At 44.2% G+C, this 25,578-nt stretch carries 22 protein-coding genes and 2 pseudogenes; 10 read left to right on the forward strand and 14 right to left on the reverse strand.

Translation table 11 applies throughout. The annotated features are described in order from the left end of the window. Nucleotides 1-399 (reverse strand): annotated as a pseudogene (locus A3738_RS10100) (hypothetical protein); the annotation flags it as partial. Nucleotides 400-631: 232 nt separating this feature from the next. Here A3738_RS10100 and A3738_RS10105 point away from each other — a divergent pair. From A3738_RS10105 to A3738_RS10120, 4 genes are all read left to right on the forward strand, one after another. Beyond that, nucleotides 632-1,156, forward strand: a complete 525-nt coding sequence (locus A3738_RS10105; protein WP_068473284.1) for a DUF2165 family protein — start codon at nucleotides 632-634, stop codon at nucleotides 1,154-1,156. A gap of 27 nt (nucleotides 1,157-1,183) precedes the next feature. Further along, nucleotides 1,184-2,038 carry a CPBP family intramembrane glutamic endopeptidase gene (locus tag A3738_RS10110; protein WP_068473287.1) on the forward strand — a complete coding sequence of 285 codons (855 nt, stop codon included), beginning with the start codon at nucleotides 1,184-1,186 and terminating at the stop codon, nucleotides 2,036-2,038. A 108-nt stretch (nucleotides 2,039-2,146) separates the two neighbouring features. Beyond that, entirely contained in the window at nucleotides 2,147-2,818 is a 672-nt protein-coding gene (locus A3738_RS10115; protein WP_068473291.1) for an energy-coupling factor ABC transporter permease, read from the forward strand. Between the two features lie 28 nt (nucleotides 2,819-2,846). Then, nucleotides 2,847-3,371, forward strand: a complete 525-nt coding sequence (locus tag A3738_RS10120) for a nucleoside 2-deoxyribosyltransferase (RefSeq protein WP_068473294.1) — start codon at nucleotides 2,847-2,849, stop codon at nucleotides 3,369-3,371. Between the two features lie 81 nt (nucleotides 3,372-3,452). Here the strand turns inward: A3738_RS10120 and A3738_RS10125 are convergent, their stop codons facing one another. The 4 genes from A3738_RS10125 to A3738_RS10140 form a co-directional block, all read right to left on the reverse strand. Further along, nucleotides 3,453-3,866: a hypothetical protein gene (locus A3738_RS10125; RefSeq protein WP_156493597.1), complete on the reverse strand. Its 414-nt coding sequence runs from the start codon at nucleotides 3,864-3,866 to the stop codon at nucleotides 3,453-3,455. 279 nt (nucleotides 3,867-4,145) lie between these two features. Then, nucleotides 4,146-4,571, reverse strand: coding sequence for a hypothetical protein (locus tag A3738_RS30950; RefSeq protein WP_068473300.1), 426 nt, complete (start codon nucleotides 4,569-4,571; stop codon nucleotides 4,146-4,148). Further along, entirely contained in the window at nucleotides 4,571-6,115 is a 1,545-nt protein-coding gene (gene rmuC / locus A3738_RS10135; protein WP_231876609.1) for a DNA recombination protein RmuC, read from the reverse strand. The genes A3738_RS30950 and rmuC overlap by 1 nt, the downstream gene beginning before the upstream one ends. Before the next feature lie 37 nt (nucleotides 6,116-6,152). After that, nucleotides 6,153-7,217: a PLP-dependent cysteine synthase family protein gene (locus A3738_RS10140; RefSeq protein ID WP_068473306.1), complete on the reverse strand. Its 1,065-nt coding sequence runs from the start codon at nucleotides 7,215-7,217 to the stop codon at nucleotides 6,153-6,155. Nucleotides 7,218-7,315: 98 nt separating this feature from the next. Here A3738_RS10140 and A3738_RS10145 point away from each other — a divergent pair, with 98 nt between their 5' ends. Both A3738_RS10145 and A3738_RS10150 read left to right on the forward strand, forming a co-directional pair. Next, entirely contained in the window at nucleotides 7,316-8,212 is an 897-nt protein-coding gene (locus A3738_RS10145; RefSeq protein ID WP_068473348.1) for a cation diffusion facilitator family transporter, read from the forward strand. An 83-nt stretch (nucleotides 8,213-8,295) separates the two neighbouring features. Further along, nucleotides 8,296-9,030, forward strand: coding sequence for a DUF599 domain-containing protein (locus A3738_RS10150; protein ID WP_068473309.1), 735 nt, complete (start codon nucleotides 8,296-8,298; stop codon nucleotides 9,028-9,030). Between the two features lie 8 nt (nucleotides 9,031-9,038). Here A3738_RS10150 and A3738_RS10155 read toward each other — a convergent pair whose 3' ends face one another. Then, nucleotides 9,039-9,554, reverse strand: a complete 516-nt coding sequence (locus A3738_RS10155) for a hypothetical protein (protein WP_068473312.1) — start codon at nucleotides 9,552-9,554, stop codon at nucleotides 9,039-9,041. Nucleotides 9,555-9,641: 87 nt separating this feature from the next. On the opposite strand from A3738_RS10155, the gene A3738_RS10160 reads away from it, so the two are divergent. After that, a complete protein-coding gene (locus tag A3738_RS10160) occupies nucleotides 9,642-10,784 on the forward strand; it encodes a DUF2804 domain-containing protein (protein WP_156493670.1) in 1,143 nt (380 codons plus the stop codon). A 111-nt stretch (nucleotides 10,785-10,895) separates the two neighbouring features. Then, complete coding sequence (locus tag A3738_RS10165; protein ID WP_068473315.1) at nucleotides 10,896-11,717, forward strand: SDR family oxidoreductase; 822 nt, start codon at nucleotides 10,896-10,898, stop codon at nucleotides 11,715-11,717. Nucleotides 11,718-11,778: 61 nt separating this feature from the next. Here A3738_RS10165 and A3738_RS10170 read toward each other — a convergent pair. Continuing rightward, a pseudogene (locus tag A3738_RS10170) lies at nucleotides 11,779-14,903 on the reverse strand (efflux RND transporter permease subunit). A gap of 19 nt (nucleotides 14,904-14,922) precedes the next feature. Further along, the gene (locus A3738_RS10175) at nucleotides 14,923-16,101 is read right to left on the reverse strand and encodes an efflux RND transporter periplasmic adaptor subunit (protein WP_068500587.1); all 1,179 of its coding nucleotides are present in this window, start codon (nucleotides 16,099-16,101) and stop codon (nucleotides 14,923-14,925) included. A 125-nt stretch (nucleotides 16,102-16,226) separates the two neighbouring features. Here A3738_RS10175 and A3738_RS10180 point away from each other — a divergent pair, with 125 nt between their 5' ends. Continuing rightward, nucleotides 16,227-16,994: a pseudouridine synthase gene (locus A3738_RS10180; protein ID WP_068473324.1), complete on the forward strand. Its 768-nt coding sequence runs from the start codon at nucleotides 16,227-16,229 to the stop codon at nucleotides 16,992-16,994. Between the two features lies 1 nt (nucleotide 16,995). After that, nucleotides 16,996-18,276 carry an adenosylmethionine--8-amino-7-oxononanoate transaminase gene (bioA, locus tag A3738_RS10185; protein ID WP_068473327.1) on the forward strand — a complete coding sequence of 427 codons (1,281 nt, stop codon included), beginning with the start codon at nucleotides 16,996-16,998 and terminating at the stop codon, nucleotides 18,274-18,276. Nucleotides 18,277-18,570: 294 nt separating this feature from the next. Here bioA and A3738_RS10190 read toward each other — a convergent pair whose 3' ends face one another. The 6 genes from A3738_RS10190 to truB all read right to left on the reverse strand — a co-directional run bounded on the left by A3738_RS10190 (nucleotide 18,571) and on the right by truB (nucleotide 25,567). Then, nucleotides 18,571-19,881, reverse strand: a complete 1,311-nt coding sequence (locus A3738_RS10190; RefSeq protein ID WP_068473330.1) for a hypothetical protein — start codon at nucleotides 19,879-19,881, stop codon at nucleotides 18,571-18,573. 310 nt (nucleotides 19,882-20,191) lie between these two features. Further along, a complete protein-coding gene (locus A3738_RS10195) occupies nucleotides 20,192-20,656 on the reverse strand; it encodes a YiiD C-terminal domain-containing protein (RefSeq protein WP_068473334.1) in 465 nt (154 codons plus the stop codon). Between the two features lie 150 nt (nucleotides 20,657-20,806). Beyond that, on the reverse strand, nucleotides 20,807-21,568 hold the full coding sequence (locus tag A3738_RS10200; RefSeq protein WP_068478027.1) for a tellurite resistance TerB family protein: 762 nt from the start codon (nucleotides 21,566-21,568) through the stop codon (nucleotides 20,807-20,809). Between the two features lie 203 nt (nucleotides 21,569-21,771). Next, nucleotides 21,772-23,865, reverse strand: coding sequence for a polyribonucleotide nucleotidyltransferase (gene pnp / locus A3738_RS10205; protein ID WP_068500590.1), 2,094 nt, complete (start codon nucleotides 23,863-23,865; stop codon nucleotides 21,772-21,774). A 361-nt stretch (nucleotides 23,866-24,226) separates the two neighbouring features. Continuing rightward, entirely contained in the window at nucleotides 24,227-24,496 is a 270-nt protein-coding gene (gene rpsO, locus A3738_RS10210) for a 30S ribosomal protein S15 (protein ID WP_068478048.1), read from the reverse strand. A gap of 75 nt (nucleotides 24,497-24,571) precedes the next feature. Continuing rightward, a complete protein-coding gene (truB, locus tag A3738_RS10215; protein WP_068478020.1) occupies nucleotides 24,572-25,567 on the reverse strand; it encodes a tRNA pseudouridine(55) synthase TruB in 996 nt (331 codons plus the stop codon). Nucleotides 25,568-25,578 lie beyond the last annotated feature (11 nt).

Raw genomic sequence — 25,578 nt, forward strand, 5'->3', positions numbered from 1 at the left:
GGATTCAATCGCTGCTTGCGCTAACACTAACGATGAGGGAATTTGATCGATCCGAGACAGCAATTGCTCTTTCTCTGGCGCAGTAATCGGAGAGCTAATCTCTAAGCGGTATTTTTTGGCAAGCTGCTCAAGCTCTGTTTGACTCTTTTCGGTTTGAATATCGCTACGTAGTTTTTCCAAACGAACATTTTCTTGTTCCACAATAGGTAAGAAGTAAGAAAAAAACGCGTCTTTCTTTTCTTTTACATTCTTATAGCTGGAGAAGTCTGGGACAGGAGAGCTTACTATGCTGGGCGCATCGAGAGTTTCATCACCCATAAAAAAGGCAAGCACTAACCAGAGAACACTGAGGGCGATAAGTCCGTAAAAGAAAGAAATTTTATCGATTAGCTGTCGCATTAAGATTCCATCTTACTAGCTGAATAATCGTAGAGTGAGGATTCACAACACTCAAAAGTCGAACCTCAATCTTAACATTACCTGTGATGATGACAGATTTATCTCGATAATCTACAGCATAATGATGAGCATTATTAATCCAGAAACTTATACAGAGCACTGCTATCGATTCAGCAAAGTCGAAATTCCTTTCTATACTTAGCGCCAATCAACAGAGAATAGGTGAATTTTCATGCTACACAAAATCCATCGTTTATCTAAAGGCTGTGTTGCCGCGGCTATTGGAATATTTTGTTTCTTGGTCGGCTATAACAATATTGTCGATTACAACACCAACTATCAGTTTGTCGAACACGTCTTATCCATGGATACAATGGAAGCTTGGTTTGCCGGCGAGGAACTTAAATCTCGCGCCATCGAGTCAAGCACCTTAAAAACACTTGGCTATTGGGCCATTATTGCTGCAGAACTGAGCGCTGGAATATTAGGCGTGGCAGCCGCTTTTCTGATGCTAAAGAATACCAACCATGGTGGTTCTCAGTTCCATACAGGACAAGCATTATTTGTGTTGAGTGCAACTATCGCAGTATTGGTATGGTATTTTGGGTTCGGTGTTGTCGGCGCTGAATGGTTTCAAATGTGGGCAAATCAATGGAATGGCCAAATGAAAGCTTACACCTTTGCGACATTCATCTTAATCGCCGCCATTTATATATTGCTTCCATCTCCAAGAGAGTGGGAAGAGACGTCCAACTAATCTCTACGAACTCTATTAACCTAATCTATGCCTACCACTGACTCATCATTTCGTTCGAAAGGCATAAAGGCATACGACCAAAAGCCTGCATTATTTGCAGGCTTTATCGTATTTATATATTTGCTCATATTGATCGTACCAGGTTTATTCAGCTCACATTCCTTTGGCAAAGGAAAAGGACTGAACGACGCATCTGAGATTATTAAGCAGCTTCCATTTGAGATTTTTCTCGTTACAAGTATTGCCCTTGTGATCAGTTTCTTCAGTCAATGGCGACACATTGGTGCTAGAAGCAGTATTAGCGAACGCAGAAAATATATATGGATAGCCATGTGCTTTCCCGGATTAGTTTTATTTGCAGCGATTTCTCAGGCCGAATCTGCTGATCTCACCGACACACTATTTAATAACTTTCCTGTTCAACAACTTGCCCTTCTCGCGCTCATGACACTTCTGATTGGTATGTTCGAAGAACTCTTGTTCAGAGGTGTGCTCCAAAGTGGCATCCATCAAACATTCGGTGAGATCAAGGCCGTTGCGCTTGCCGCGCTCGTATTTGGCTTAGCGCATTATGCAAACTGGGTGCATGGTAAACCGTTTGTAGAAACAAGCTATCAAGTGCTAAGCGCATTTTCATCAGGGCTTCTGCTTGGCGCGCTCAGACTCATGACCGCGAGTATATGGCCTCCTATTCTTGTTCATGGAAGTTGGGATTTTAGTGTCTTGCTACTAGGAAAAGTCGTTGCATTGATGCCGGAATCACACACAGGGGCATCCCTCGTCACCACGGCCTCATTGGCCATCGCGCTAATTGCTAAGCCTATTTTTGGCACATTCTTATTGATGCAATATTGGCAAGCAAACCGTCAAATCCGAAGATAGCTATCGTAATAGAGGAGCAATGAAAATACTCCGCGCTATCTAGAGTGGTACACTTTGCTGAATAAAACGTAACAGTTTCAGCATCGGTCTGCGAGTAGGATTAGCATTATGAACATCAGTGCTGACTTGTTTAGTAATGGTTTTATTTGGTTCACCAACATTCTGGCTTTTGTAGCCTTAGCGCTCGCACTTTTCTTTATTCATTGGAAAGCCATATTTCACGACACACGTGTTCAGCATGTTATTGGCTTTTGTACTGTCGCTCTTATGTTTATCTGGTCCTTAAGAGCTGGCATTTCCGATGGTCTAGGAATCCATTTCTTTTTGATTACAGTTGTGCACCTGCTAATGGGGTGGCAACTAGCAATATGGGTGGCGGCATTAGCGATCTCAGGAACCATTGTATTGGGGCTTGAGTCCCCTGAAGGCTTTGGTATCAACATGTTGGTATCAGTACTAATCCCCTTACTCACAAACTATTGTGTTTGGCTCGCACACGACCGCAGCAAGTCTACACACCCTTTCTCGTTCATCTTCTTAGTTGCTTTTCTCGGAGCGGCCGCGTCAGTGATTACAAGCGGGCTTATGATGACGCTTATTCTATGGAGTCAAAGCATCTACAGCTTTGAGCAAATAACGAATGAATTTTGGGTGTTTATTCCACTCATCGCGGCACCAGAAGCAACGATCAACGGCATGCTCATTAGTATTTTGATTTTTAACCATCCCGAGTGGGTAAGATTGTTTGACCAGAACCGCTATCTTAGTAAACACTCATAAGTTCACCCGCTCTCAACGATTTGAATAAATGACGCAAGAACGCTCGACTATTTATTTAGCTGGCCCAGATGTTTTCTTTCAAGATGATTCTGGCGAAATAAAAAAACAGCTCTGTCACGATGCTGGGTTCACTCCACTCTTCCCTCTTGATAACGAGATTAAACGTGCCGATCCTGCCCCAGACATATTTCAAGCAAACATCGATATGATTGACCGATGCCATATTGTGATGGCAAATATCACCCCGTTTAGAGGACCCAGTTGTGACTTAGGAACAGCGTTTGAGATTGGCTATGCGCGGAAAGCAGGCAAAAAAGTATTCTGCTATAGCTCTGACAGTCGTGAGCTCAAGCAAAGAATCAGTGAGGACTTCCCACATTTCTTACAAGACGGCATGTCTATCGAGGATTTTGGATATATCGACAACTTAATGATCGGCTGTTCTGCACCCATTGATTGCATCGATGACCGAGACGACAAGGCTGCTTTGAAAGCCTTTCAATGCGCACTCGAAAGAGCGCAGTCAGAACAACAATCCGAGTATCTTAGCTAGATCAGTGGAACAGGGTACAAAGAGCGGTAAGCGATCTCACCGCTCTTACTATTATCTCGCACCACATAGACCTCTCAGTGATTAACTATATCGAGCCTGACCGCGATACAAGCCTTGGAACTTCAAGCCTTGGGCATTGTACATTGGATAGAATTTTCCACGGTACTCGACCAGTTCGCCTTGTCCTGTAGCGTTGTGAGCCATTTGAGCTTGAGCCTGACTAGCTGCTTTAGCAGGGCGAGCATCACGTCTGGCAACAGCCTTGTCTTGCTGACTATTTAAAGTAGGCACATCGCCATCAGCATATTGAAGAAGTGTCGCTAAGCTCTCGTTTAATTCTTCTGAGTCAGTCAGCTCGGCATACTCTTGTAACATCTCAATAAACTGCGGGTGAGATAGCTTTAACTTCACGCCGAGTTCGTCCTGCACGAGGTGAATACAGTTGCGTGCAGCAGTGATGGCTGAGGGGTTCAACATCCAACTACGATCGTTCATAACTACTCCTTTAATACGTAGACAATCTAGATTTTTGGCTTTACGTAGCGCACCATCAATGTGCGCAAAATACGTCTCCCGCACCACATAAAAGCAGTCAAGAAACACTTGTAAGCCGTTGATATTCCTAGCCTAGACGAAGATTTTTCACATGCAAAATTTTGTATAAAAAATCGTAGTTCAATACAAAAAAGGTCTGTATACGAAGAAATGTAAGTATGTAGAAAAGAGTAAAACGCGCCCTAATACGAGGCATGGCGCGCGACACAAAAGTCCCAATTAATAGCGAGACTCAGGGAATGCCATTTCTACACGATGATGATCGATGAATATAAATTGAATGGCATGAGTAGTGTTCGGATTATAATCTTCAGGCATTTGTAGACGAATCGGGCCTATTTCGTAATGCTGCCCGTCTTGATCCCAGCTAATCACAACATCGTTACTTTGCAGCACACGAGGATGAAAACCGTTCATACAAAGCGAATCACGTAAGATAATTCCACATGCAAACTTTCGATGAAACTTGGTCACCTCAATTTTCATATTAAAAATATCGCTACGCGTTTGATTAAACACCTCTACAGAATTAAACCGAAACCCCTGCTCTTGTTTTTTTGGTGAGTGAACACACCCACTTAAAATCAGTAATGAGAGGCTTAACGCTATGAAGCACCGCGTCATCTTGGCAATCATCCCTACCATTAGCTATCTAATTCAATAGATAAAGAACCCTGTTTAGCGGAAGCCTCTTCAATCTGTTCATCGCTAGGTACAAAGTCGATTTCTAAGTCAGCCTTGTCAGAGAAGTACTCTGGCAATTCAGCTTTAATCGCTGGCGCTAATTTCTTAAAGTCGCCAACTTGCTTCACTAAATTACCTTTACCACTCAGAAGTTGCCCTTCTGCCTTGGCATAAGATTCTTGCGCGCGATCTAGACCTTTCTTTACACCTTCAAAGCTCACCAAGAAGCCGTTTAGTTTCTTAAAAACACCGTCGGCTTTTTTCGCGAGCTCTGCAGTATGTTTATTCTGATCTTCATAGCGCCACAACTGACGCACGATATTCAAACTGGTCAATAAGGTTGTCGGTGTGGCAACTAATACATTGTTCGCGATCGCTTCTTGGAATAACTGTTCATCCGCTTTAAGCGCCTCAACAAACGCTGACTCGATGGGTACAAACATAAATACGATCTCGGGAGAGTTCATACCCGGCAACTTGTAATAGTCTTTATCCGCGAGTTCTTTGATACGATCGCGCATCGCCCCCACATGCTCATTCAAAGCAATTGCGCGTTCAGACTCATCTTCAGAATTCACATAACGCGTGTAGGCATTCAAAGACACCTTGGCATCCACAATTAAATGTTTGCCTTGAGGAAGGTAAACCACAGCGTCTGGTCTTAAACGACCTTCTTCTGTGTTGAATGACACCTCGCGTTGATAATCCTTACCGAGTTCTAGACCGGAACGCTCTAGTACGTTTTCAAGTACTAACTCACCCCAATTTCCTTGCAGTTTTTTCTGCCCACGCAACGCCGTTGACAGCTCATGCGCTTCGGTCGTAATTTTTAAATTTAGTTCTTTTAGCGTTTCTAGCTCTTGTCGCAATGCTGCGCGCTGTTCATTTTCATGTCGATGATTGTCATGAACTGTTTTCTTAAAAGCATCGATCGAATCTTTGAAAGGGTTGATTGTCGCCGAAAGACTCTGTTGATTGGCTTCTTGTAAGGCCTTCGAGTTTGTTGCCAAAATCTCAGCCGACAACTCTTTGAATTGAAGTTTAAGTGCTTCTTTTTGCTCTTCGAACCGAGCGATTTCTCTAGCAAAGCTCGCTTCTTTCTCATCAAAGCTGGCTGTTACCTTGTCTAACTTTGATTCAGTTTCGCGAAGAGACTCGCCTAAGTTTTCACAACGAACAAGCGCTTCGTTCTTCTCGCGCTTTGATTCATCAAGTTGTTTTTGTATTTGTTGCGTTTCTACCGTCGCGCGCGAGGATTGCTCACGCTGTGTTGCTAACTCTTCAGACAAGGCGTTAATTCGTTCGAGACTTGTATCAGCTTCGCGCTCATGACGTGCGATCACCGTCTTTTGATTCTCAATTTCCTGTTCAAAAAAACCTAGTGCCGCTTCTAACTTTGCTACTTCTAAGCCCATACTTTGTTCAGACTTACTTGCACGAAATCGAGCAAAGAAATATCCCAAACCACATCCAAGAAAGGCAACAATGCCCATCTTTAAAATCATGCTCAATTCCATTATTTACCTTATCACTGAATCAAATTCACGGGAGCCACTGACCACTGTCATAAAATTGGCTAAGCTGTTGTTTTATTTGAGGCATACTCTCGGCATACCCTCGTTGCTCCAACCATTGGGCATTATAATAAGTATCGACATAACGTTCGCCCCGATCACACAGCATTGTAACGATTGAGCCACTTTTATTCTCTTTTTTCATCTGCACAGCTAACTGAAATGCCGCAAACATGTTTGTACCTGTGGAACCGCCTACTCTAATTCCAAGTAAGTCGCTCACGAATTGCATGCACGCAAAGGCCGAAGCGTCTGGCACTTTTATCATCTTATCAATAACACTTGGAACAAAAGACGGCTCCACACGAGGCCGTCCAATGCCTTCAACTGCAGATGGACAGGAACACGTGAGAGAAGAATCTCCGCTCATAAAGCTGTCGTAAAACACTGAATGACTCGGATCTGCGACACATAACTGAGTCGACGCTCCGCGGTATTTGATGTAGCGTCCAATAGTCGCTGACGTACCACCAGTTCCCGCACTGACCACAATCCAACTAGGCTCAGGGTATCGCTCTCTTCGCATCTGATTGAAAATAGAGTCAGCGACATTGTTATTACCTCGCCAGTCTGTGGCGCGTTCAGCATAGGTAAACTGGTCCATATAGTGACCACCTAACTCCTTAGCTAAACGTTCTGCCTCACCGTAAATATCACCGCCCTTGACTAGGTGACATTGACCGCCATAAAACTCGATTTGCTGCTGCTTTTGTTTAGAAGTCGTTTCGGGCATCACTGCGATAAATTTCAAACCAAGTAAGCGAGCAAAATACGCTTCAGACACAGCGGTGCTTCCTGAGGACGCCTCTATTACAGCGGTATTTTCATGCACATAGCCATTACAGAGCGCATAAAGAAACAAAGAGCGTGCAAGCCGATGTTTTAATGATCCAGTAGGATGTGTTGACTCATCTTTTAGATATACCTGAATATCCTCATAGTCTTTTGGCATGGGCAGTTGAAACAGGTGCGTATCAGCAGATCTTTGCGCCTCACTGAGAACGGTTTGTATTGCGTTTTGCGTCCAACTCATAAACTTTCCTTATGCGTTACGAATCATGTTCCTAGGTCATTGATTCGGTTATTATAGCGCACTTATTCGGTACATGAATGATCTAGATAGTGAAGCTTATGAGCGATGCATCCGCACAAAAGAACCAACTCGACCAACTCATAAAGTTAGCAAGCTATGCGTCAGTTTGTGTCGCTGTAACGCTGTTATTACTAAAAATATTTGCTTGGTTCTCAACCGGCTCAGTTGGTGTTCTCGCTTCACTCGTTGACTCGTTCCTTGATCTACTCGCGTCTCTTCTGAATATGTTTGCTATACGCTATGCCATGACACCCGCTGATAATGAACATCGTTTTGGCCACGGCAAGGCAGAATCCTTAGCGGGATTAGGTCAGGCATTATTTATATCTGGATCCGCCTTATTTTTGATCGTTTTCTCGATTGAGCGATTAGTTAACCCGACAGAACTACACGCCATAAATATCGGCAGCATTGTGGTTGGCGCTTCGATTGCCATCACTTTTGTTCTTGTCGCGTTTCAGCGCTACGTAGCAAACAAAACAGGGTCCTTAGCAATTAAAGCTGACTCTTTACACTATGCTTCCGACCTTTTTTCAAATGCTGGGGTTTTGGTCGGTTTGGTCTTGTATCAACAAGGTATCATCAATGCTGACCCAATCATCGCACTGATCATTGGCATTTATATTTTAAAATCTGCGTACGATATCGGCGACGAAGCCATTCATCATTTACTTGACCACGAGCTATCAGAAGAAGAGCAAGATAGAATCATAGAAATCGCAAAAAAACCGCCTGAAATTATCGACGTGCATGATCTTCGAACGCGTCAGTCAGGCCGAACTAAAATCGTTCAATTGCATTTGGTGATGGACGGTTTAACCTCACTCATGCAAGCCCATGCGATTGCAGATGAAGTAGAAGACGCCCTGAAAAACGAGTTTATCGATATTGATGTATTGATCCACTTAGATCCTGACTCGGAAATTCAAGAGTAAAGACTGACACATCAAGCGATCACATGTACCTTAATGAAAGTGTGTTCTACTATTTATATATCGAGTCATCACAATAGACTGCTATGTCACTAACTCAATTTGTCTCTTCGCTATGGATGGATCTCATAGCTGTATTTTGGTTTTTTGTCTGTTTTAAAGGCTACTCAATCTATGCAAGCCACCGGGTAAAAGATACACCTTGCCTCGCAAGCGTTTTGTATTTGGCGCGCCTTGAGTGGATGAATGAACTTCTTGAACGAGATATTCGCGTTGCCGATAACACAGCCGTCGCTAACCTAGAACGCAGCGTCTCGTTTTTCGCCTCAACCACAATGCTGATTCTAGCAGGTCTTCTCACCATTCTCGGCTCTACCGATAAAGCGATTAGTTTATTAGAAGACTTACCTTTTGTGATGCCTGCTACACGCGCTGAGTGGGAACTAAAATTCCTACTTCTGATCGTCGTGTTTGTATATGCCTTCTTTAAGTTTACGTGGAGTTTGCGCCAATATGGCTTTGTTACCGTGATGATCGGTGGCGCGCCAGTTAGTTATCGTGAAGAAAACCCCAAACAACATAAAGTACTCGCAGAACGACTTGCGAAGATGGGGTCGATGGCAGCGCATAATTTTAATATGGGCCTACGAACGTATTACTTTTCAATTTCAGTACTTGCTTGGTTCATTAGCCCGATTGCATTTATGGCTGCGGCAACAAGCGTGGTATTCGTGTTGTATCAACGAGAATTTAAATCTTCTACACTCAAAACCTTGATGCAAAGTAAAGCGATCGATTTTTCGCAAACACCTAAGTTTTAGACTGAAAGTCAGTATTCGAAGAATGGCATGCCATTAAGCGAAAAGCCTAACGTAGCCCAAGAATAATCTTCTGTATGCGTCGCAACAATCGTCACCATACGATAGCGAATGCCCAGTTCTAAGCCGAGTTGTTCGATCCCTTCCATTCGACGCCCATTGTTTTCAGCATTTAAGACGTGCCAAGAAAACCCAAAGTCTACACCCCAATGAAATGAGCCATTGGTATACGCAATATTATACTTTTCGCCTTTTTTACCTTTGCCATAACGAAACGTCGCGCCAGCTGCATTTGCACCATCTTTGTTGAAATAAGACAGACCGCCATAATGCGCAATGCCAAGAAGATTGTCTTTGTAGAGGTAGGTATAGCGAGGAGTCCACCCAGAATAATCAAAGAGGTCCCAATCCCATGCACCCGTATCAACGCGAGTCTCAGAATTAGATTCAGCATTTGCACCATTCGCAAAAAGAACTAAACAGACACCAAACAGGACAGAGCGACATAAAGATGCGAGAACAGCCATAAATTCTTTAAACTTCTTCGATAAGGTAAGTAGAGAGCCAAAATGCTACACAATGGCTCAAATCAAACCAAGTAAGAACTTTCTTATTTGTGGACAAGTTACGCACTGCATACCGATCTTCACTTCCTGAATGACTTAAATTTACGCTACCATGCCGTCCCTCAACCAAAAACTAGGGTTAGTCACGGCATGCAACGCACCATAAAAAAAATAATTAACGATCAAGGCCAAGTTGAGCTGGGCCATTTTAGCGAGCCAGTGAATCAATTAAACGGGCAAGACTTCGACTACCGAACTGTTATGGGCAAACCGGCTGGTTCACTGCGCCAACACTTTGCCTACAAGCAATTTCAGTATTTTGGTGCTATTGGCAAAGACCTCATCTTTGGTTGTGCCTTTGCAGATATTCGATACATCGGCGCGTGCTTCGCTTACGTCTTTCGTCCTTCGGATAAAAAAATGCTGACATGGCAATTCAAGTCACCGCTTGCTGCGGGGCTGAACATGGCTTGCAGAACAGACAACGACCAAAGCACCTTTAAATCAGGAAAGAATCACGCATCTCAAGTGTATGCATTGAATGAGAACGGAGAGCGCAGAAAGCACTTAGGGATTTCCTTTGGTAACGAGCTTAATATTGAAGCCTGGATGCATGAACCTAAGGACTATCAAACACAATCAGTATGCACACCTTGTGCGGTGAATGGTTGGGTTTATGCACAAAAAACCGCATCACTTCCCGTTCTAGGAACACTTAAATGTGAGCTTGGTGAGTTCGACTTGAGCGAACTGGACTGCTATGGGCACCACGATTTTTCTGCTGGCTATATGCGCCGAGACACATTCTGGAATTGGGCATGCTTTAGCTTACCACCAACAAACAGTCGTCCTGCTCTCGGTTTGAATATCAGCTGGGGAGTCAATGAGAGCGGTTTCTCTGAAAACTGCATCTGGATCGGAACACGTTGTATTGCACTCCCTCAAACACAGTTTTTCTATGATCGTGATAACAAAATGGGGCAATGGAAAATTCAATCCTCCGACGGCAGCATTAATTTAAATTTTGATGCCGAGGGAAAACATAGCGAAGAGTTGAATCTATTTGTATTAGCGACTGACTTTCATCAAATCTTTGGCAAATTCAACGGAACTATAGAAATAGTTGGAGAGCCCACTATCACAATTGAGAATGTATGGGGCTTTGTTGAACACCAATTTTCTCGTTGGTGATCCCTATCATCTTGGCCGAATAAGTAAATTGGATCATCCCCATCGCGCTGTGACTACTCGAATGCCGGTGCTAGGATGGAGACACGAATAACAACAAGACATTGGGTTCTCATGAAAAGCTTTAAAAATAAGGTATGTGTTGTCACTGGTGCGGGTTCTGGCATTGGTCGCTCCCTAGCTATTCAACTTGCCGATGCGGGTGCCTTGCTCGCCATCTCAGACGTCAATCAAGCCTCCCTTGATGAGACCCTGAATCTTCTCTCTCTTCCACATAAAGATGTCATGACCATGCTCGTGGATGTATCGAAACGAGAACAAATGGAAGCTTTTGCAGAGAAAGTCGAGGACACCTATGGTCGCGCAGATCTCGTGATCAACAACGCCGGTGTTGCCTTAATGCAAACGGTTGAAGACACAAGCTACGAAGATTTCGAATGGCTGATGGACATTAACTTTTGGGGCGTAGTCTACGGCACAAAGTCTTTTCTACCGTTATTAAAACGCTCTAGCGACGGCGCTATTGTGAATATTTCTAGCGTCTTCGGTCTTGTTGGCATTCCTACACAAGGCGCCTATAACGCCAGTAAATTTGCCGTTAAAGGATACACCGAAGCCTTACGCTTAGAACTCAAGAACACACCGGTCACTCCAATTACAGTGCACCCAGGTGGCATCAAAACGAACATTGTGAACAGCGCTCGATTCTATAGAGGCACCAACGCTGGACAAGAACATAAGGACGTAAAGTCACTATTTGATCGCTTAACGTTTACGACACCAGACCAAGCGGCTAGCACCATTCTAAAAGGCGTTAAACGCAAGAAAATGAAAATCTTGATCGGTAAAGATGCGTATTTTTATGATTGGGCTGGCAGATGGTTGCCAGAGAGTTACCACAGAATCGTCGACAAGATTATGGGAGCGGAGTTCTAAACAAGCTACAAGCTTATTAATTCATGGGGTCAGAGTAAAAGTACTCTGACCCCAATATTTATTAAGAAGCCTTTCCAAACCACTTACGCACTAACACGTAAAACAGTGGTGTCAGCAATAAGCCAAAGATCGTCACACCGATCATGCCCGCAAATACAGCCACACCCATTGCTTCGCGCATTTCTGCACCAGCGCCTGTTGAGAAAACTAATGGCACAACACCCATAATGAATGCAATAGAGGTCATTAGGATCGGTCGGAAACGCAACTTGCTTGCCTCGAGCGTTGCAGCGAGCAGTTCCATTCCTTGATCCTCTTTTTCTTTGGCGAACTCAACGATCAATATCGCGTTCTTCGCGGCGAGGCCGACCAGCACGATAAACCCTATTTGCGTGAAGATATTATTCGTTAAGCCCCACATAATAACGCCCGTCATCGACGACAACAGAACGGTTGGAACGATCAGAATGATCGCCATCGGCATTGACCAAGATTCGTATTGTGCGGCCAAGACCAAGAACACCAATAACACTACTAGAGGGAAGATATAGACCATGGTGTTACCAGCTAGAATCTGCTGATATTTCAAGTCCGTCCACTCGTAAGTCATGCCATTTGGTAAAGTTTGATCCAGAATCTTAACGATCGCATCTTCCGCCTGACCAGAGCTATATCCAGGTGCCGGCTGACCGTTAATATCCGCCGAAATATAGCCGTTATACTTTCCTACACGGTTCGGACCAGCGCCATGCTTGATCGTTACAAACGACGACAATGGCACCATCTGCCCGTTACGATTACGAACTTTCAGACGCTCAAGCTGCGTTTCATCAACACGGAATTCCTTATCCGCCTGAACATTCACTTGATAAGTACGACCAAATAAATTCACGTCATTGACGTACACCGAGCCCATGTAAGCTTGCAAGGTATCGAAGATATCGGAGATCGCAACCCCGTGTACCTTCGCCTTTTCACGGTCTACATCAATCTCAAGTTGCGGTACATTCACTTGGAAGAATGAGAAAGTTTGCGTCAGCTCTGGCGTTTGCCACGCTTGCCCAACCACTTTCTGCGCTTCTTGGAAGAGCTGCTCATAACCCAAATTCGCTCGGTCCTGAATTTGGATTTTAAACCCACCTGTCGTCCCTAAACCAAGTACTGGTGGCGGAGGGAAGATAGCAACAAAAGCATCACTAATCACACCAAGTTGCATATTCAAGGCGCCAGCAATCGCGTCTGCACTTAACTCAGGACTTTGCCGCTCATCAAAAGGTTTCAAGCCAACGAAAACAATCCCTTCATTTGAAGAAATCGAGAATCCATTCGGTGACAAACCTGGGAAAGCGACCGACGATTCAACGCCAGGGTGCTCTAAGGCAATCGCTGACATTTGTTTGATCACTTCTTCGGTTCGATCTAAGCTCGCCGCATCAGGTAATTGTGCAAAAGCAATCAAATACATTTTATCTTGTTGCGGAACAAAGCCTGTTGGAGTCGTCTCAAACTGATGCTTAGTTAAAGCCATCAGTCCGGCATAAATCGCAAGAACAATGATCGACATCCGTACAATGATTTTAAGCAAAGACGTGTAGCCATTCGTTAGAGCACCAAAAAACTTGTTGAATGGTGCAAACACAAAGCGACCAAACACTGAATCGATCATACGCGACAGAATATCTTTCTTGGCATCATGCGGTTTCAGCAACGCCGCCGCTAAGGCAGGACTCAAGGTCAACGAGTTGAAGGTAGAAATAATGGTTGATATCGCTATCGTCAGCGCAAACTGCTTATAGAACTGACCTGATAAACCAGAAATAAATGCCGTTGGAATAAACACCGCACTTAACACTAAAGAGGTAGCGATGATCGGTCCGGTTACCTCTCGCATGGCCTGTTTGGTTGCCTCAATAGAACTTTTACCCAAGGCAATATTACGTTCAACGTTTTCGACAACAACGATCGCATCATCGACCACGATACCGATCGCCAATACCAAGCCAAACAGGGTTAAGGCATTCAAAGAAAAACCAAACAAGTGCATGACTGCGAACGTACCAACCAGTGATACCGGCACGGCAACCAATGGAATAATGGACGCGCGCCATGTTTGCAAGAACAGCAGTACAACGATGACCACTAGCAACATCGCTTCTAGTAAAGTTTGAACAACCGCTTCAATAGAGCCGCGTACAAAGACTGTTGGATCATAAACGATCTTATAATCCATACCTTCAGGGAAGGTTTCTTTGAGCGCCGCCATACTGGCACGTACGTCATTCGAGATTTGGATTGCATTCGAACCCGAACGCTGGAAGATCGCAATTGCCGCTGCTTGCTTGTTATCTAATAGCGAACGTAAAGCGTAGGTATTGGCACCCAATTCAATACGCGCAACATCTTTAAGTCGAGTGATTGCGCCATTGTTACCAACACGAAGAACGATGTCTTCAAACTCTTCGATGCTTTCTAAACGCCCCTTCACTTTGATCAAGAGCTGAAATGGATTCTCTTCAACGCTTGGTTGAGCACCTATTGTACCCGCTGCTGCTTGGCGATTTTGTTCACGAATAGAGGTGATAACATCGGTCGTGGTCATACCTAATGCGGCAACTTTCTCTGGGTTCAACCAAATACGCACGGCGTAATCACCTGCCCCAAAGACCTGTGCGTTACCGACACCTTCCAAACGCGCTAACTCATCGCGTACTTTCAACTTCGCAAAGTTCGAGAGATACAACATGTCATAACGATCATCAGGCGATAGTAAATGAACAACCATCGTGAGGTCAGGAGACGACTTTGTTGTGGTAACACCTAAGCGCTGAACATCTTGCGGTAGTCGAGGAATCGCTCGCGCTACNTAACCTGCGCGTCATCGACGTTAGTTCCTAGCTCAAACGTAACTGTGATAGATAAAGCCCCATCAGATGTTGCTTGCGAAGCCATGTACAGCATGCCTTCAACACCATTGATGGCTTGCTCTAAAGGCGTTGCAACGGTTTCAGCCATCGTTTCTGGATTTGCACCAGGATAGCTTGCATTGACCACGACAGTTGGTGGAACAACTTCAGGATATTCGGTAATCGGAAGTTGAAATACTGCAATCAAACCGGCAATAAAAATCAGAAGCGACAGAACGCTTGCGAAAATAGGACGAACAATAAAGAACTGCGAAAAATTCATAGCGACTCCTAAGCGTTCTTTATTGGCTAACGAGAGCAGTTTGCTCTTTCTTCAGCTCTTCCAAGAAAGCAGCGTCCACCATTTTGACATTCTCAGGCGCAACAGGCATCCCTGGGAAAACACGCTGTAATCCTGAAACAATAATTGTTTCATCTGGCGCTAAACCACTAACTGCACGCAGAGAGCCATAGCGCAGACCCGTTTGAATCGGGCGATACTGAGACATATTATTTTCATCAACCACTAGAACGTACTTAGAGTTCAAGTCAGTCGCGATAGCGGTTTCTTTAACTAGCACAGTCTCTTTTGGATCTTCCACACGCACCATCAAACGTACAAACAAACCGGCCGTAAGTACTTGTTGTTTGTCTTCGAATACTGCACGTAGGCGAATTGTACCTGTGGTGATATCAATTTTGTTGTCGACAAAATCGATATATCCTTGGAATGGGAACTCGAAAGCTGTGCCTATACCCATCAATACCACGTTATCGAGTTTGCTAGCACTCAGTGCTTTAAGCTCGAGATATGTCGACTCATCAACGTCGAAATATGCATGATAACGATCTGTCGAAACAAGCTCAGTCAACTCGGTGCGACCTTGAGTAATCCAAGTACCCTCTTTTACAAAAGCATTCGAGGCACGACCATCAATCGGTGCTTTGATTTTCGTATAGCTTAAGATGGTCGCAGCACCATCTACCGCCGCTTCTAATGCAGCCGCGTCCGAGATAGATTTTGTCAGCTCAGTTCGACGATTATCGAGTTCTTCTTGAGAAAGTGAGTTTTTCTTACGCAAGCTCACTGCGCGCTCAACATCTCTTTTTGCCAGTTCAATTTGTGCACGAGCACTTTCTAGCTCAGCCTTCAACTCGTTGTAGCGTGCGGCTTGCGTACGAGAATGCATCTCAAACAACACATCACCTTGCTTAACCACCGCGCCCTCTTCAAAAGTAACGTGTTTAATCTGACCAGACACCTGAGGCGTCATAATCACTTCTTGTTCTGCTTCTAAACGACCGGTATAGATTTTTGTCGCTGCCATGGTCAAAGCCGTTACTGATGCAACTTGAACTGGCACTGCAGGAGGCATTTGCTGTGCTTGTTCAGGGGCATTCTCCTCTTTAGAGGAACAGCCAACTAATACAGCGAAAGACAAAACTAACAACGAACCTAGGCTCAAAAAACGAGACACCATTAAAACTCCAAAAAATGAGCAAATATTGATGCACAAAAAGAATGAATGATTGCGCAAAATTAAGCGCGCGATAGTACCAAACAACAGGTAAAATCTCTAAGCCTTCTACTTCAACAGACTGTTGCATGAACAATACGAACGAATCGTCTCACAACACTGAACACGAGCCCGAAACGCTTGAGATCATTTACCAAGACGAATATATGATCGCCGCGCACAAACCGGCGGGAATGCTCGTCCATAAATCTCCCATTGATAAACGCGAAACACGGTATACGATGCGTATTTTGCGCAACCAAACAGGGCACTGGGTTTACCCCGTTCATCGCCTGGATAAACCTACATCAGGATTGCTACTGTTTGCTTTCGACCCAGAAACGGCAAAGAAAATATCTGATCAATTCGAACAGCGGCATATAAAAAAGACGTACTATGCAGTAGTCCGCGGGTATACGCCGCAAGAACTAGAAATCGATCACCCATTGAAAGAAATCGCTGCCTTCAAAAGTGATCAAGCAAAAGCAGATGAGAAAGAGCCGAAAGACGCACAAACACAACTGCGCCGTGTAGAGCGGTATGAATTGCCCATATCAGACGGACGCTTCCCTACTTCACGTTACAGTTTGGTAGAGCTAAAACCTAGAACTGGACGTAAACACCAACTACGCAGACATATGAAACATATCAGTCACCCTATTTCGGGTGACGTGAAATATGGAAAAGGCAATCACAATAGACTGTTTCGCGATGAACTCAATTGTGATCGACTAATGCTCGCAGCCACGGATCTCAACTTGGTTCATCCTATAAGCAACGAGCCATTAACGTTACACTGTTCTTTTGAAAATAGCTTTCAAGCAACGCTAGATAAGCTCGAACAATACAAGGTTTAACATGACTATCCGCTCGCATAACTCGACCGACAAAGAACATATTTGGCATCCTTACAGCGCGATTGGCTCTGATCTCCCTATATTTCATGTCGATTCTGCTAAAGGCTGCAAGATCAAACTCAAAGATGGAAGAGAGCTTATTGATGGCATGTCGTCTTGGTGGAGCACCATTCATGGCTATAACCATCCAGCTATGAATGCAGCGCTAAATAGCCAGTTGGAGAATATGAGCCATGTGATGTTTGGCGGACTGACTCATGACCCCGCTATCGAACTCACCGAAAAGCTGCTTGAGGTGCATGACGACCGCCTAAACGCGGTATTCTTTGCCGACTCCGGCTCAGTGTCAGTCGAGGTGGCGATGAAGATGGCGATTCAATATTGGGCGAGTCTAGGTAAACCCGATAAACAACGATTTCTAACTGTTCGTAATGGCTATCATGGCGATACTTTTGGCGCGATGTCGGTATGCGACCCCGTCAACGGCATGCACTCCTTGTTCGAAAAAACACTGGCCAAAAATCTTTTTGCGCCCGCGCCGCAAACGCCATTTGGCGAACCTTGTACCGATGAGGATGTCGGAGAACTAACGCAATTGTTAATTGATAACAAAAGCGAGATCGCAGCCGTAATTATTGAGCCGATCGTACAAGGCGCAGGCGGCATGCGTTTTTATTCAGCGGATTACCTAAACCGTTTACGCACGCTCTGCGATGAATACGACGTGCTTTTAATCTTTGATGAAATTGCAACGGGTTTCGGACGCACAGGAAAGATGTTCGCCTATCAGCACACAGACATCATTCCCGATATTATTACCATGGGTAAAGCACTGACTGGGGGCTACATGACACTAGCCGCCACGATGACAACACGCGACATTGCAAAAACGATTCAGTCAAAGTCGCCGGGCGTTTTCATGCATGGACCCACCTTCATGGCCAACCCTCTTGCTTGCAGTGCAGCCGTCGCAAGCTTAGAGCTATTATCAAGCTATGACATAGAAGCCGTCACCGAGAACATCGCTGAACAGCTAGAAATAGGACTATCTCCCTGCCGACAGTTAGACAAAGTTGCCGAAGTTCGAATTCTTGGCGCTATCGGCGTGGTCGAAATGAAAGACCCCGTGAATATGACTGTTATCCAACCAACGTTCGTAGAGCATGGCATTTGGGTTCGCCCCTTCGGGAAACTTGTTTATGTCATGCCGATATATGTCATGACAAATGAAGAACTTGCAGAGCTATGTGCAGGAATTGTAGAGGTAGTTTCTAAGCTTTAAGTCTGTTAGAAAAAAGGCGCTTCAAGCGCCTTTTTTTAAATGCATAATTTGGATAATAAGGTTACAAACCAAGAAATGCATGTCACTAGCCTTTTAGGTCTATGTCAATAAAAGTTTCAATTAAAGGACATGTACTCAAAGACTTATCGAATCACCATTTCTAATCAGTCTTATAACGATTGATTCTCCCTTAAAGGCTAGCTTAGGCTAATTAAGATCACACCCAATATACGACGTCAGTTCTTGTACAACTGTAGTTTTGCATATTCGATATTAGTTTTATCAAAAGTGCCATTAATTAGACAGTTTCTCGTACACAGGCATTGGCGCTCGATTCAACACCAACTCTTCTTCTGAACTAATAACGCCACTCTCATCTTCATCAAACTGAAGCGTTAAAGTATCTCCTTCAACTTTAGCAAATAACGGAATTGACTCGGAAAGAGTGTCCGTCAAGCCCGTATCAAGATTACCGTCAAAAGTAATCGAAGCAGTCAAAGCGTCATTTTCAGAGTTAATAGAGTAAGTGCCCCATTCCATCCCACTCACTTCATCTGGATTCTCAGGATTGTTTGGAGCTTCCTCATCAACTTCTAGATGCGCATAGGTACCGTTGTCAAAGAAAACAAAAGCGAGTAATTCATTTTCTGTAGAGGTATTAGTCCATGCACCTAAAATATCACTGTTAGCAGAACGTGTAAGATCAAGCGACTCGTCTTCATCAATAGTGCCATTGTTATTGTCATCGAACTCAAGAGTTAGTACGTCATCGTCAACTTGAGCGAAAATATTCGCAGGATCCGCCGCAGAGAAAACGAATAATCCTGTATCAGTATTGTCAAAAGTAATACCAAGCTCTAATAAACCCGTCTCATCATTGCGGGAGTAAGTTCCCCATTCCATACCATTAGTTTCACTGGCATCGTCAATATCAACTTCCATATGCACATACGTGCCATCTTGGAAGAAAACAAAAGCAAGCAAGTCATTTTCATCATCGTCGGTTGTCCAAATACCTGCGATACTGCTGCTAGGCGTAAAGGTTTCTCCTTCTTCAATCAGCGTTTCTTCAAGGTGAGAAATCGCCTGATCTTCTGAAATAAGTGCCGTAGTCGTTGATCCAGAATTTGCTACAAGCGTTGTAACAGCAGTGCTATTAGCAAAGTCAGTTATGGATTGAGTAAAATCGACAGCAGTCGCGACATCTGAAGCTTCATCAGCAATTTCAATACCATTATCTGGGTCACCATCGGTATCCAAACTTTGAAGTAGACGAGTAATATTTACCACTGTGTCATCTGAGGTATCCTGCGTTCCTGCGATAGTTAGAGGAGTGACAACGCCTGTTGCTTCAACTGCAGGGAGTTCAAGATCACCAATAAAAAACGTAACCGTTTCACCCGATAAGTAGTTGTACTCACCGTTATCATTCGTCACGCCAGATTGCGTATCCGTGCGGTAACCGATATTCGCAACAGCACTATCTAAGAAAACGCCTGTTGACACTGAACCACCACTGCTGGCGGGAGCGGATGAACTGCCGCCGCCACACGCACTTAAGATAAGCGCAGATACAATCGCTACACTTAGTCCTAATTTTTTCATTCTATTCTCCTTTAGATACAAACTATACTCTGTATTAAGCGTTCCGCTAAACAAACGCAGACTTTATATTCAATGATACTCACACTTGAAGGAGGTTTTAATTCTGCAGACTTTAAAGAATTGAGTACTTCAGAAACACGCTCAAACCAACAAATGTACCCGTAAATATGTCACGGACACTAAAAGTGTAGCTTAATCATAAAGACATAAAAGGAATAAGAAGTTATTTTTTTATTAAATAAATATTACAACATAAATTGCACTAAAGCTGAGCAAATTTTAGACTTAGATCACCGAAAGGGAGCGTGATTCACCTATTCAACAAAGCATATTTTCCGTTAAAACGAGCGCAGGCTTTTCCTTCGCTATTATTTACAAGCACTTCTAATTCAAAGGCAGCTTTACCTCGCGTCTCAAAGCTATGTTTGAAGTGATCTAAGGATTCCTGATCTGGAGAGAGAACTTCTGCACGAAGCGTTTCACTAAGCGGGCGCAGGTACTCAATTTCAGCCTTCGCGACGACTAATTCACCATCCAGACCTAATTCTTGAGACTTTATTGAGGACATTCCCCATGCTGTAGCAACAGCGATGACATAGATACTTCCACCAAACGCGGTTCCCTTGTCATTGGTATTCGGATCTAGCGGCGCTTCAAAAACAAGTCTATTTCCATCATAAGAATGTACCGAAATCTCTGCAGCACGAGCCAAAGGCACATTAAGCATAAAGAAGTCTTGAAGTGCGCGTGCTGCGATATCGTGTAATGCATTCATTCGGTATAGATCTCAAAAAAGAATAGGCGCGAAAGTATACCGCAAATCAAATATAAACCTAGTTGCATCACCGCATGCATACTAACTCGAATACATTAAGCGGCGATGCAAACCGAACTACTAAAAAGCGACGCAAGAACAATGCAAGAACTACGCAACCTCAACTTTGACATTTTGTGCTTGCGCGCGAAGCTGATGCTCAAGACCTGCTGGCAGATTCAATGCTTTTGAGAGCAGTGATAAATGCCTGTATTCAGACTCGTCATCAAGCTCAATTGTCAAACAAGAAGCAAGATAAATCTCTGCCTTTTGCTCCATTGAATCGAACTGTCCAACTATCTCAACCATGAGTACAGGCTGCAGGAATAGATTCAACAACTCACTCTTCACATTCACACTCAAATCTAACCTGTTAACCGTTTCGGCTATTCTGCGCTGCTCTTCTAAATCAATCTGACCATCAGCGCGTGCCGAAGCAATCATAGCTTTCACTAAACGAAGTTCGAAATCACTATCCTGTTGAGGCTGATTAATATGCGCTAAGGCTTCTCGTTCATAACTTGACTGGAAACGAGATGCTTGATGAGAGGGCGCTTCATATCCTGCATCTCGTGCGGACTGCTTTTCATGAGCTTGACCAGTATGCTGCCAATCTTTGTAGGCTCTATATGCTAAGACTCCTAATAATGCTGCACCGCCATATTTAGCCGCCTTGCCAGCTATCTTACGCCTTGATTTGCTAGCGACGAGGGTAGCGATCAAGCCTCCCGCAACGGCACCACCAGCTAAATCACCCGGAATATTGCTAGTAAAATTTGATAATTTATTTGAAGCTTGTTGATTATTCAGTTGTGACGATTCGTTCGCTTGTCCTGAACCCGTGAATTGATTGAGTAATTCTGAAAAGTTCATATACGATTCCTCTTTGTCTTCCAATTTTCTGAAAAAACCTGCGGCTTACTTTGTTCTCACAAAGACGCCGACATTGAACAAATCGTATACAGATTCAGACACCGCTAATAGTCAACTTAGCGGACGAAAAACTCGAAATTAACGATGAGGAATGGCCAAAAAAAAGGAGGCACAAAGCCTCCTTTTCAACACTTAAGCTAGACTTACGCGTCAGCTTCGATGTCTTTCATAGTCAATTTAATACGACCACGGTTATCAACATCTAGTACTTTTACTTTAACCATCTGACCTTCAGAAAGTACGTCAGCCACATTCTCAATACGCTCTTCAGAGATTTGAGAGATATGAACCAAGCCGTCTTTACCTGGCAAGATATTAACGAATGCACCGAAGTCTACGATACGCTCAACCTTACCTTCGTAAGTTTGGCCAACTTCTGCTTCTGCAGTAATCGCTACGATCATATTGATTGCTGCTTGCGCTGCTTCGTTGTTTTCAGCGTAAACGCGGATTGAACCGTCGTCTTCGATATCAACAGATGCACCAGTTTGCTCTGTGATTGAACGGATAGTCGCACCACCTTTACCGATTACGTCACGGATCTTGTCTGGGTGAACAGACATGTTGTGCATCGCAGGTGCTTTATCAGAAACAGACTCACGAGGGTTCTCGATGACTTTGTTCATTTCTTCAAGGATGAACAAACGAGCATCTTGAGCTTGTTTAAGCGCAATCGTCATGATCTCTTCGTTGATACCTTCGATCTTGATATCCATTTGAAGCGCTGTGATACCTTCGTCAGTACCCGCTACTTTAAAGTCCATGTCGCCTAGGTGGTCTTCGTCACCAAGGATGTCGGTCAGAACTGCGAAACCGTCGCCTTCTTTAACAAGACCCATTGCGATGCCAGCAACTGGTGCTGCAAGTGGAACACCTGCATCCATCAATGCCAAGCTTGAACCACAAACAGAAGCCATAGAACTTGAACCGTTTGATTCAGTGATTTCTGAAACAACACGTACTGCATATGGGAACTCCTCTTCGTTTGGCATAAGCGCTTGAACACCACGCTTAGCAAGACGACCGTGACCAATCTCACGACGACCTGGTGCGCCCATACGACCACACTCACCTACTGAGTAAGGAGGGAAGTTGTAGTGCAACATGAAGTGCTCTTTAGTATCGCCTTCAAGTGTGTCAACGATTTGTGCGTCACGCGTAGTACCAAGCGTAGTCGCAACGATTGCTTGCGTTTCACCACGAGTAAACAATGCAGAACCGTGTGCATTTGGAAGTACGCCAACTTCAACAGAAATTGGACGAACTGTTTCATTGTTACGACCATCGATACGCGGCTCTTTCGCAATGATACGACCACGAACGATTTGCTTCTCTAGCTTGCTGAAGTAAGCCTTAACGTCTTCTTCGCTTGCTGCGCCTTCTTCACCTGTTGCAATCGCTGCAACTGCTTGGTTACGAAGCTCGCCCAATGCGCCGTAACGCGCCATTTTGTCACTTGTGCTGTATGCAGCAGTAATGCCTTCAGCAAACTGCGTTTTGATCGCGTCTGCTAGTACAATGTTAACTTCTGGTGCTGACCATTCCCACTGCTCAGTACCAACTTCAGCTGCGAATTCTGATACAGCGTTGATCACTGTTTGCATTTCTTGGTGAGCGAATAGAACCGCACCAAGCATCTCGTCTTCAGTAAGCTCTTTTGCTTCTGACTCAACCATCAATACTGCGTCTTTCGTACCCGCTACAACCATGTCTAGTAAAGAGTCTTTTAGCTCTTCGTTAGTTGGGTTAAGTGAGTAGCCATTTTCATCAGTGAACGCAACACGTGCTGCACCGATAGGACCAGCAAAAGGAACGCCAGAAACAGCAAGCGCTGCAGACGTACCAATCATTGCTGCAATATCAGGGTCTTGCGTTTTGTTCGCAGACATAACCTGACATACAACCTGAACTTCGTTCACGAAACCATTTGGGAAAAGTGGGCGAATTGGACGGTCGATCAAACGCGAAGTTAGTGTTTCTTTCTCGCTTGGACGATTTTCACGCTTGATATAACCACCAGGAATTTTACCAACTGAGTATTGGCGCTCTTGGTAGTGAACTGAAAGCGGGAAGAAATCTTGACCTGGCTTTGCTTCTTTTGAAGCAGTCACTGCTACCAATACAGAAGTATCGTCAACCGTTACCATCACCGCACCTGCGGCTTGACGTGCAATACGACCAGTTTCTAGCGTAACGGTAGAGTTACCGTATTGAAATTGTTTAGTTACCGGATTCACATCGGCTCCTTTACTTTTAAATATAAAAAGAACGCCTCATCGATCACTACAACTAAAGCTTTATGCTCAATACTTTAGAAAAATAACGTAAACGCAAATTTTCTAAAGCACTCAGCTATAAAACTTTACTGCAAACCTATGAAGCTACCCTATTCGTGTTTTGATTTTTAATGCACTGGTGCTCGTTTTAGACACCTACAAAATCACGTACTTACAATAGATCAATCGCATAACAATAGAATTACGATTGTCTTAAAAACGAAAATACCGGAGGGCCCTAAAGCGCTCCGGTACTACAACTAAACTTGGGAGTTGGTTCTTGTAACCATTTACCCTTGTTTGTCTCGCTGCTAATTCGAGATTAGCGACGTAGACCTAGACGACCGATCAAAGAAAGGTAACGATCTGCATCTTTGCCTTTCAAGTAATCAAGAAGCTTACGACGTTGGTTAACCATGCGAATCAAACCACGACGTGAGTGGTGATCTTGCTTGTTACCTTTGAAGTGACCTTGAAGCTTGTTGATGTTATGAGTCAACAATGCAACTTGAACTTCAGGAGAACCAGTGTCGCCTTCAGATTGTTGGTAGTCTTTAAGAATTGCTGCTTTTTCTGCTGCGCTTAATGCCATGATATTTTCCTCAATATGCTTGTTTAAAAACCACTTACCGCGCATACGTACAGTAAGTCGTACATCGTTTTTCCTTTACGACACAGGCGTAAAGTTAATCAGCCGTTTTGCTTGCAGTTCCCACTGATCGCTCTGTTCACTTAGCTCCACTACACCGGCAAATAGCCAGTCGTCACCAAGCTCACAAGTTTTTGCGATATTCGCAATCGGCCCTAGCTGTTCATCAATTGCTTGCTTCGGAATATAGACACGATGAAAACCTGATTTTTCAGCGGGCGATATTCTAACTGTTTGCCCGTGTAATAGCGACCTTGTTTGGCGATTATTTATGCAAATATACGGTAAATTTGGTAACAAAATGTCGATAGGCTGAATAAATTTGCTCAACGCATCGAAATCACCCTCTAAATCGACCAATGTTTGCAGGCTTACAGTTTGCTCGAGCTCAAAATGACCTGCGATTGAACGGCGCAACATCGACACATGTGCACCACAACCAAGATCTAAACCAATATCTTCCACAAGAGATCGAATATAAGTCCCTTTGGAACACTCGACATACAAAGATAGCGTATCTTCTGTTATCGCATCTAAACGTAAGTTAGAAACAGTGATAGGCCGAGGTTCTCGCTCTACCGTAACCCCCTCACGCGCCCATTTATAAAGTGGCCTTCCTTGATACTTTAGCGCAGACCACATCGTCGGAACTTGCATTGTGTCGCCTCGAAACTTATCAAGACTTTGCTCTATGTGAGCACCCGAGAAATCTGGAACCTTGCGCGTCTCAACCAACTCACCTTCGCTATCTCCGCTTTCACGAATCTCGCCTAATTGAGCAGTGGTGTAATACGCTTTGCTAGACTCTAGTAGATACTTCGCAAACTTCGTTGCCTCACCAAAACATATTGGCAAAACACCTGTTGCAAGCGGATCAAGCGCACCGGTATGGCCAGCTCTTCGTGCATCAAAAAGCCAACGCACCTTTTGCAGCGCACCATTACTTGTAATATCTAGAGGTTTATCAAGAAGAAGGACGCCATCAAGAAGGCGCCCTTTTTTGCGTCGACCCATCTTTTAGTGTT

It is taken from the genome of Oleiphilus sp. HI0066 (genome assembly GCF_001635725.1).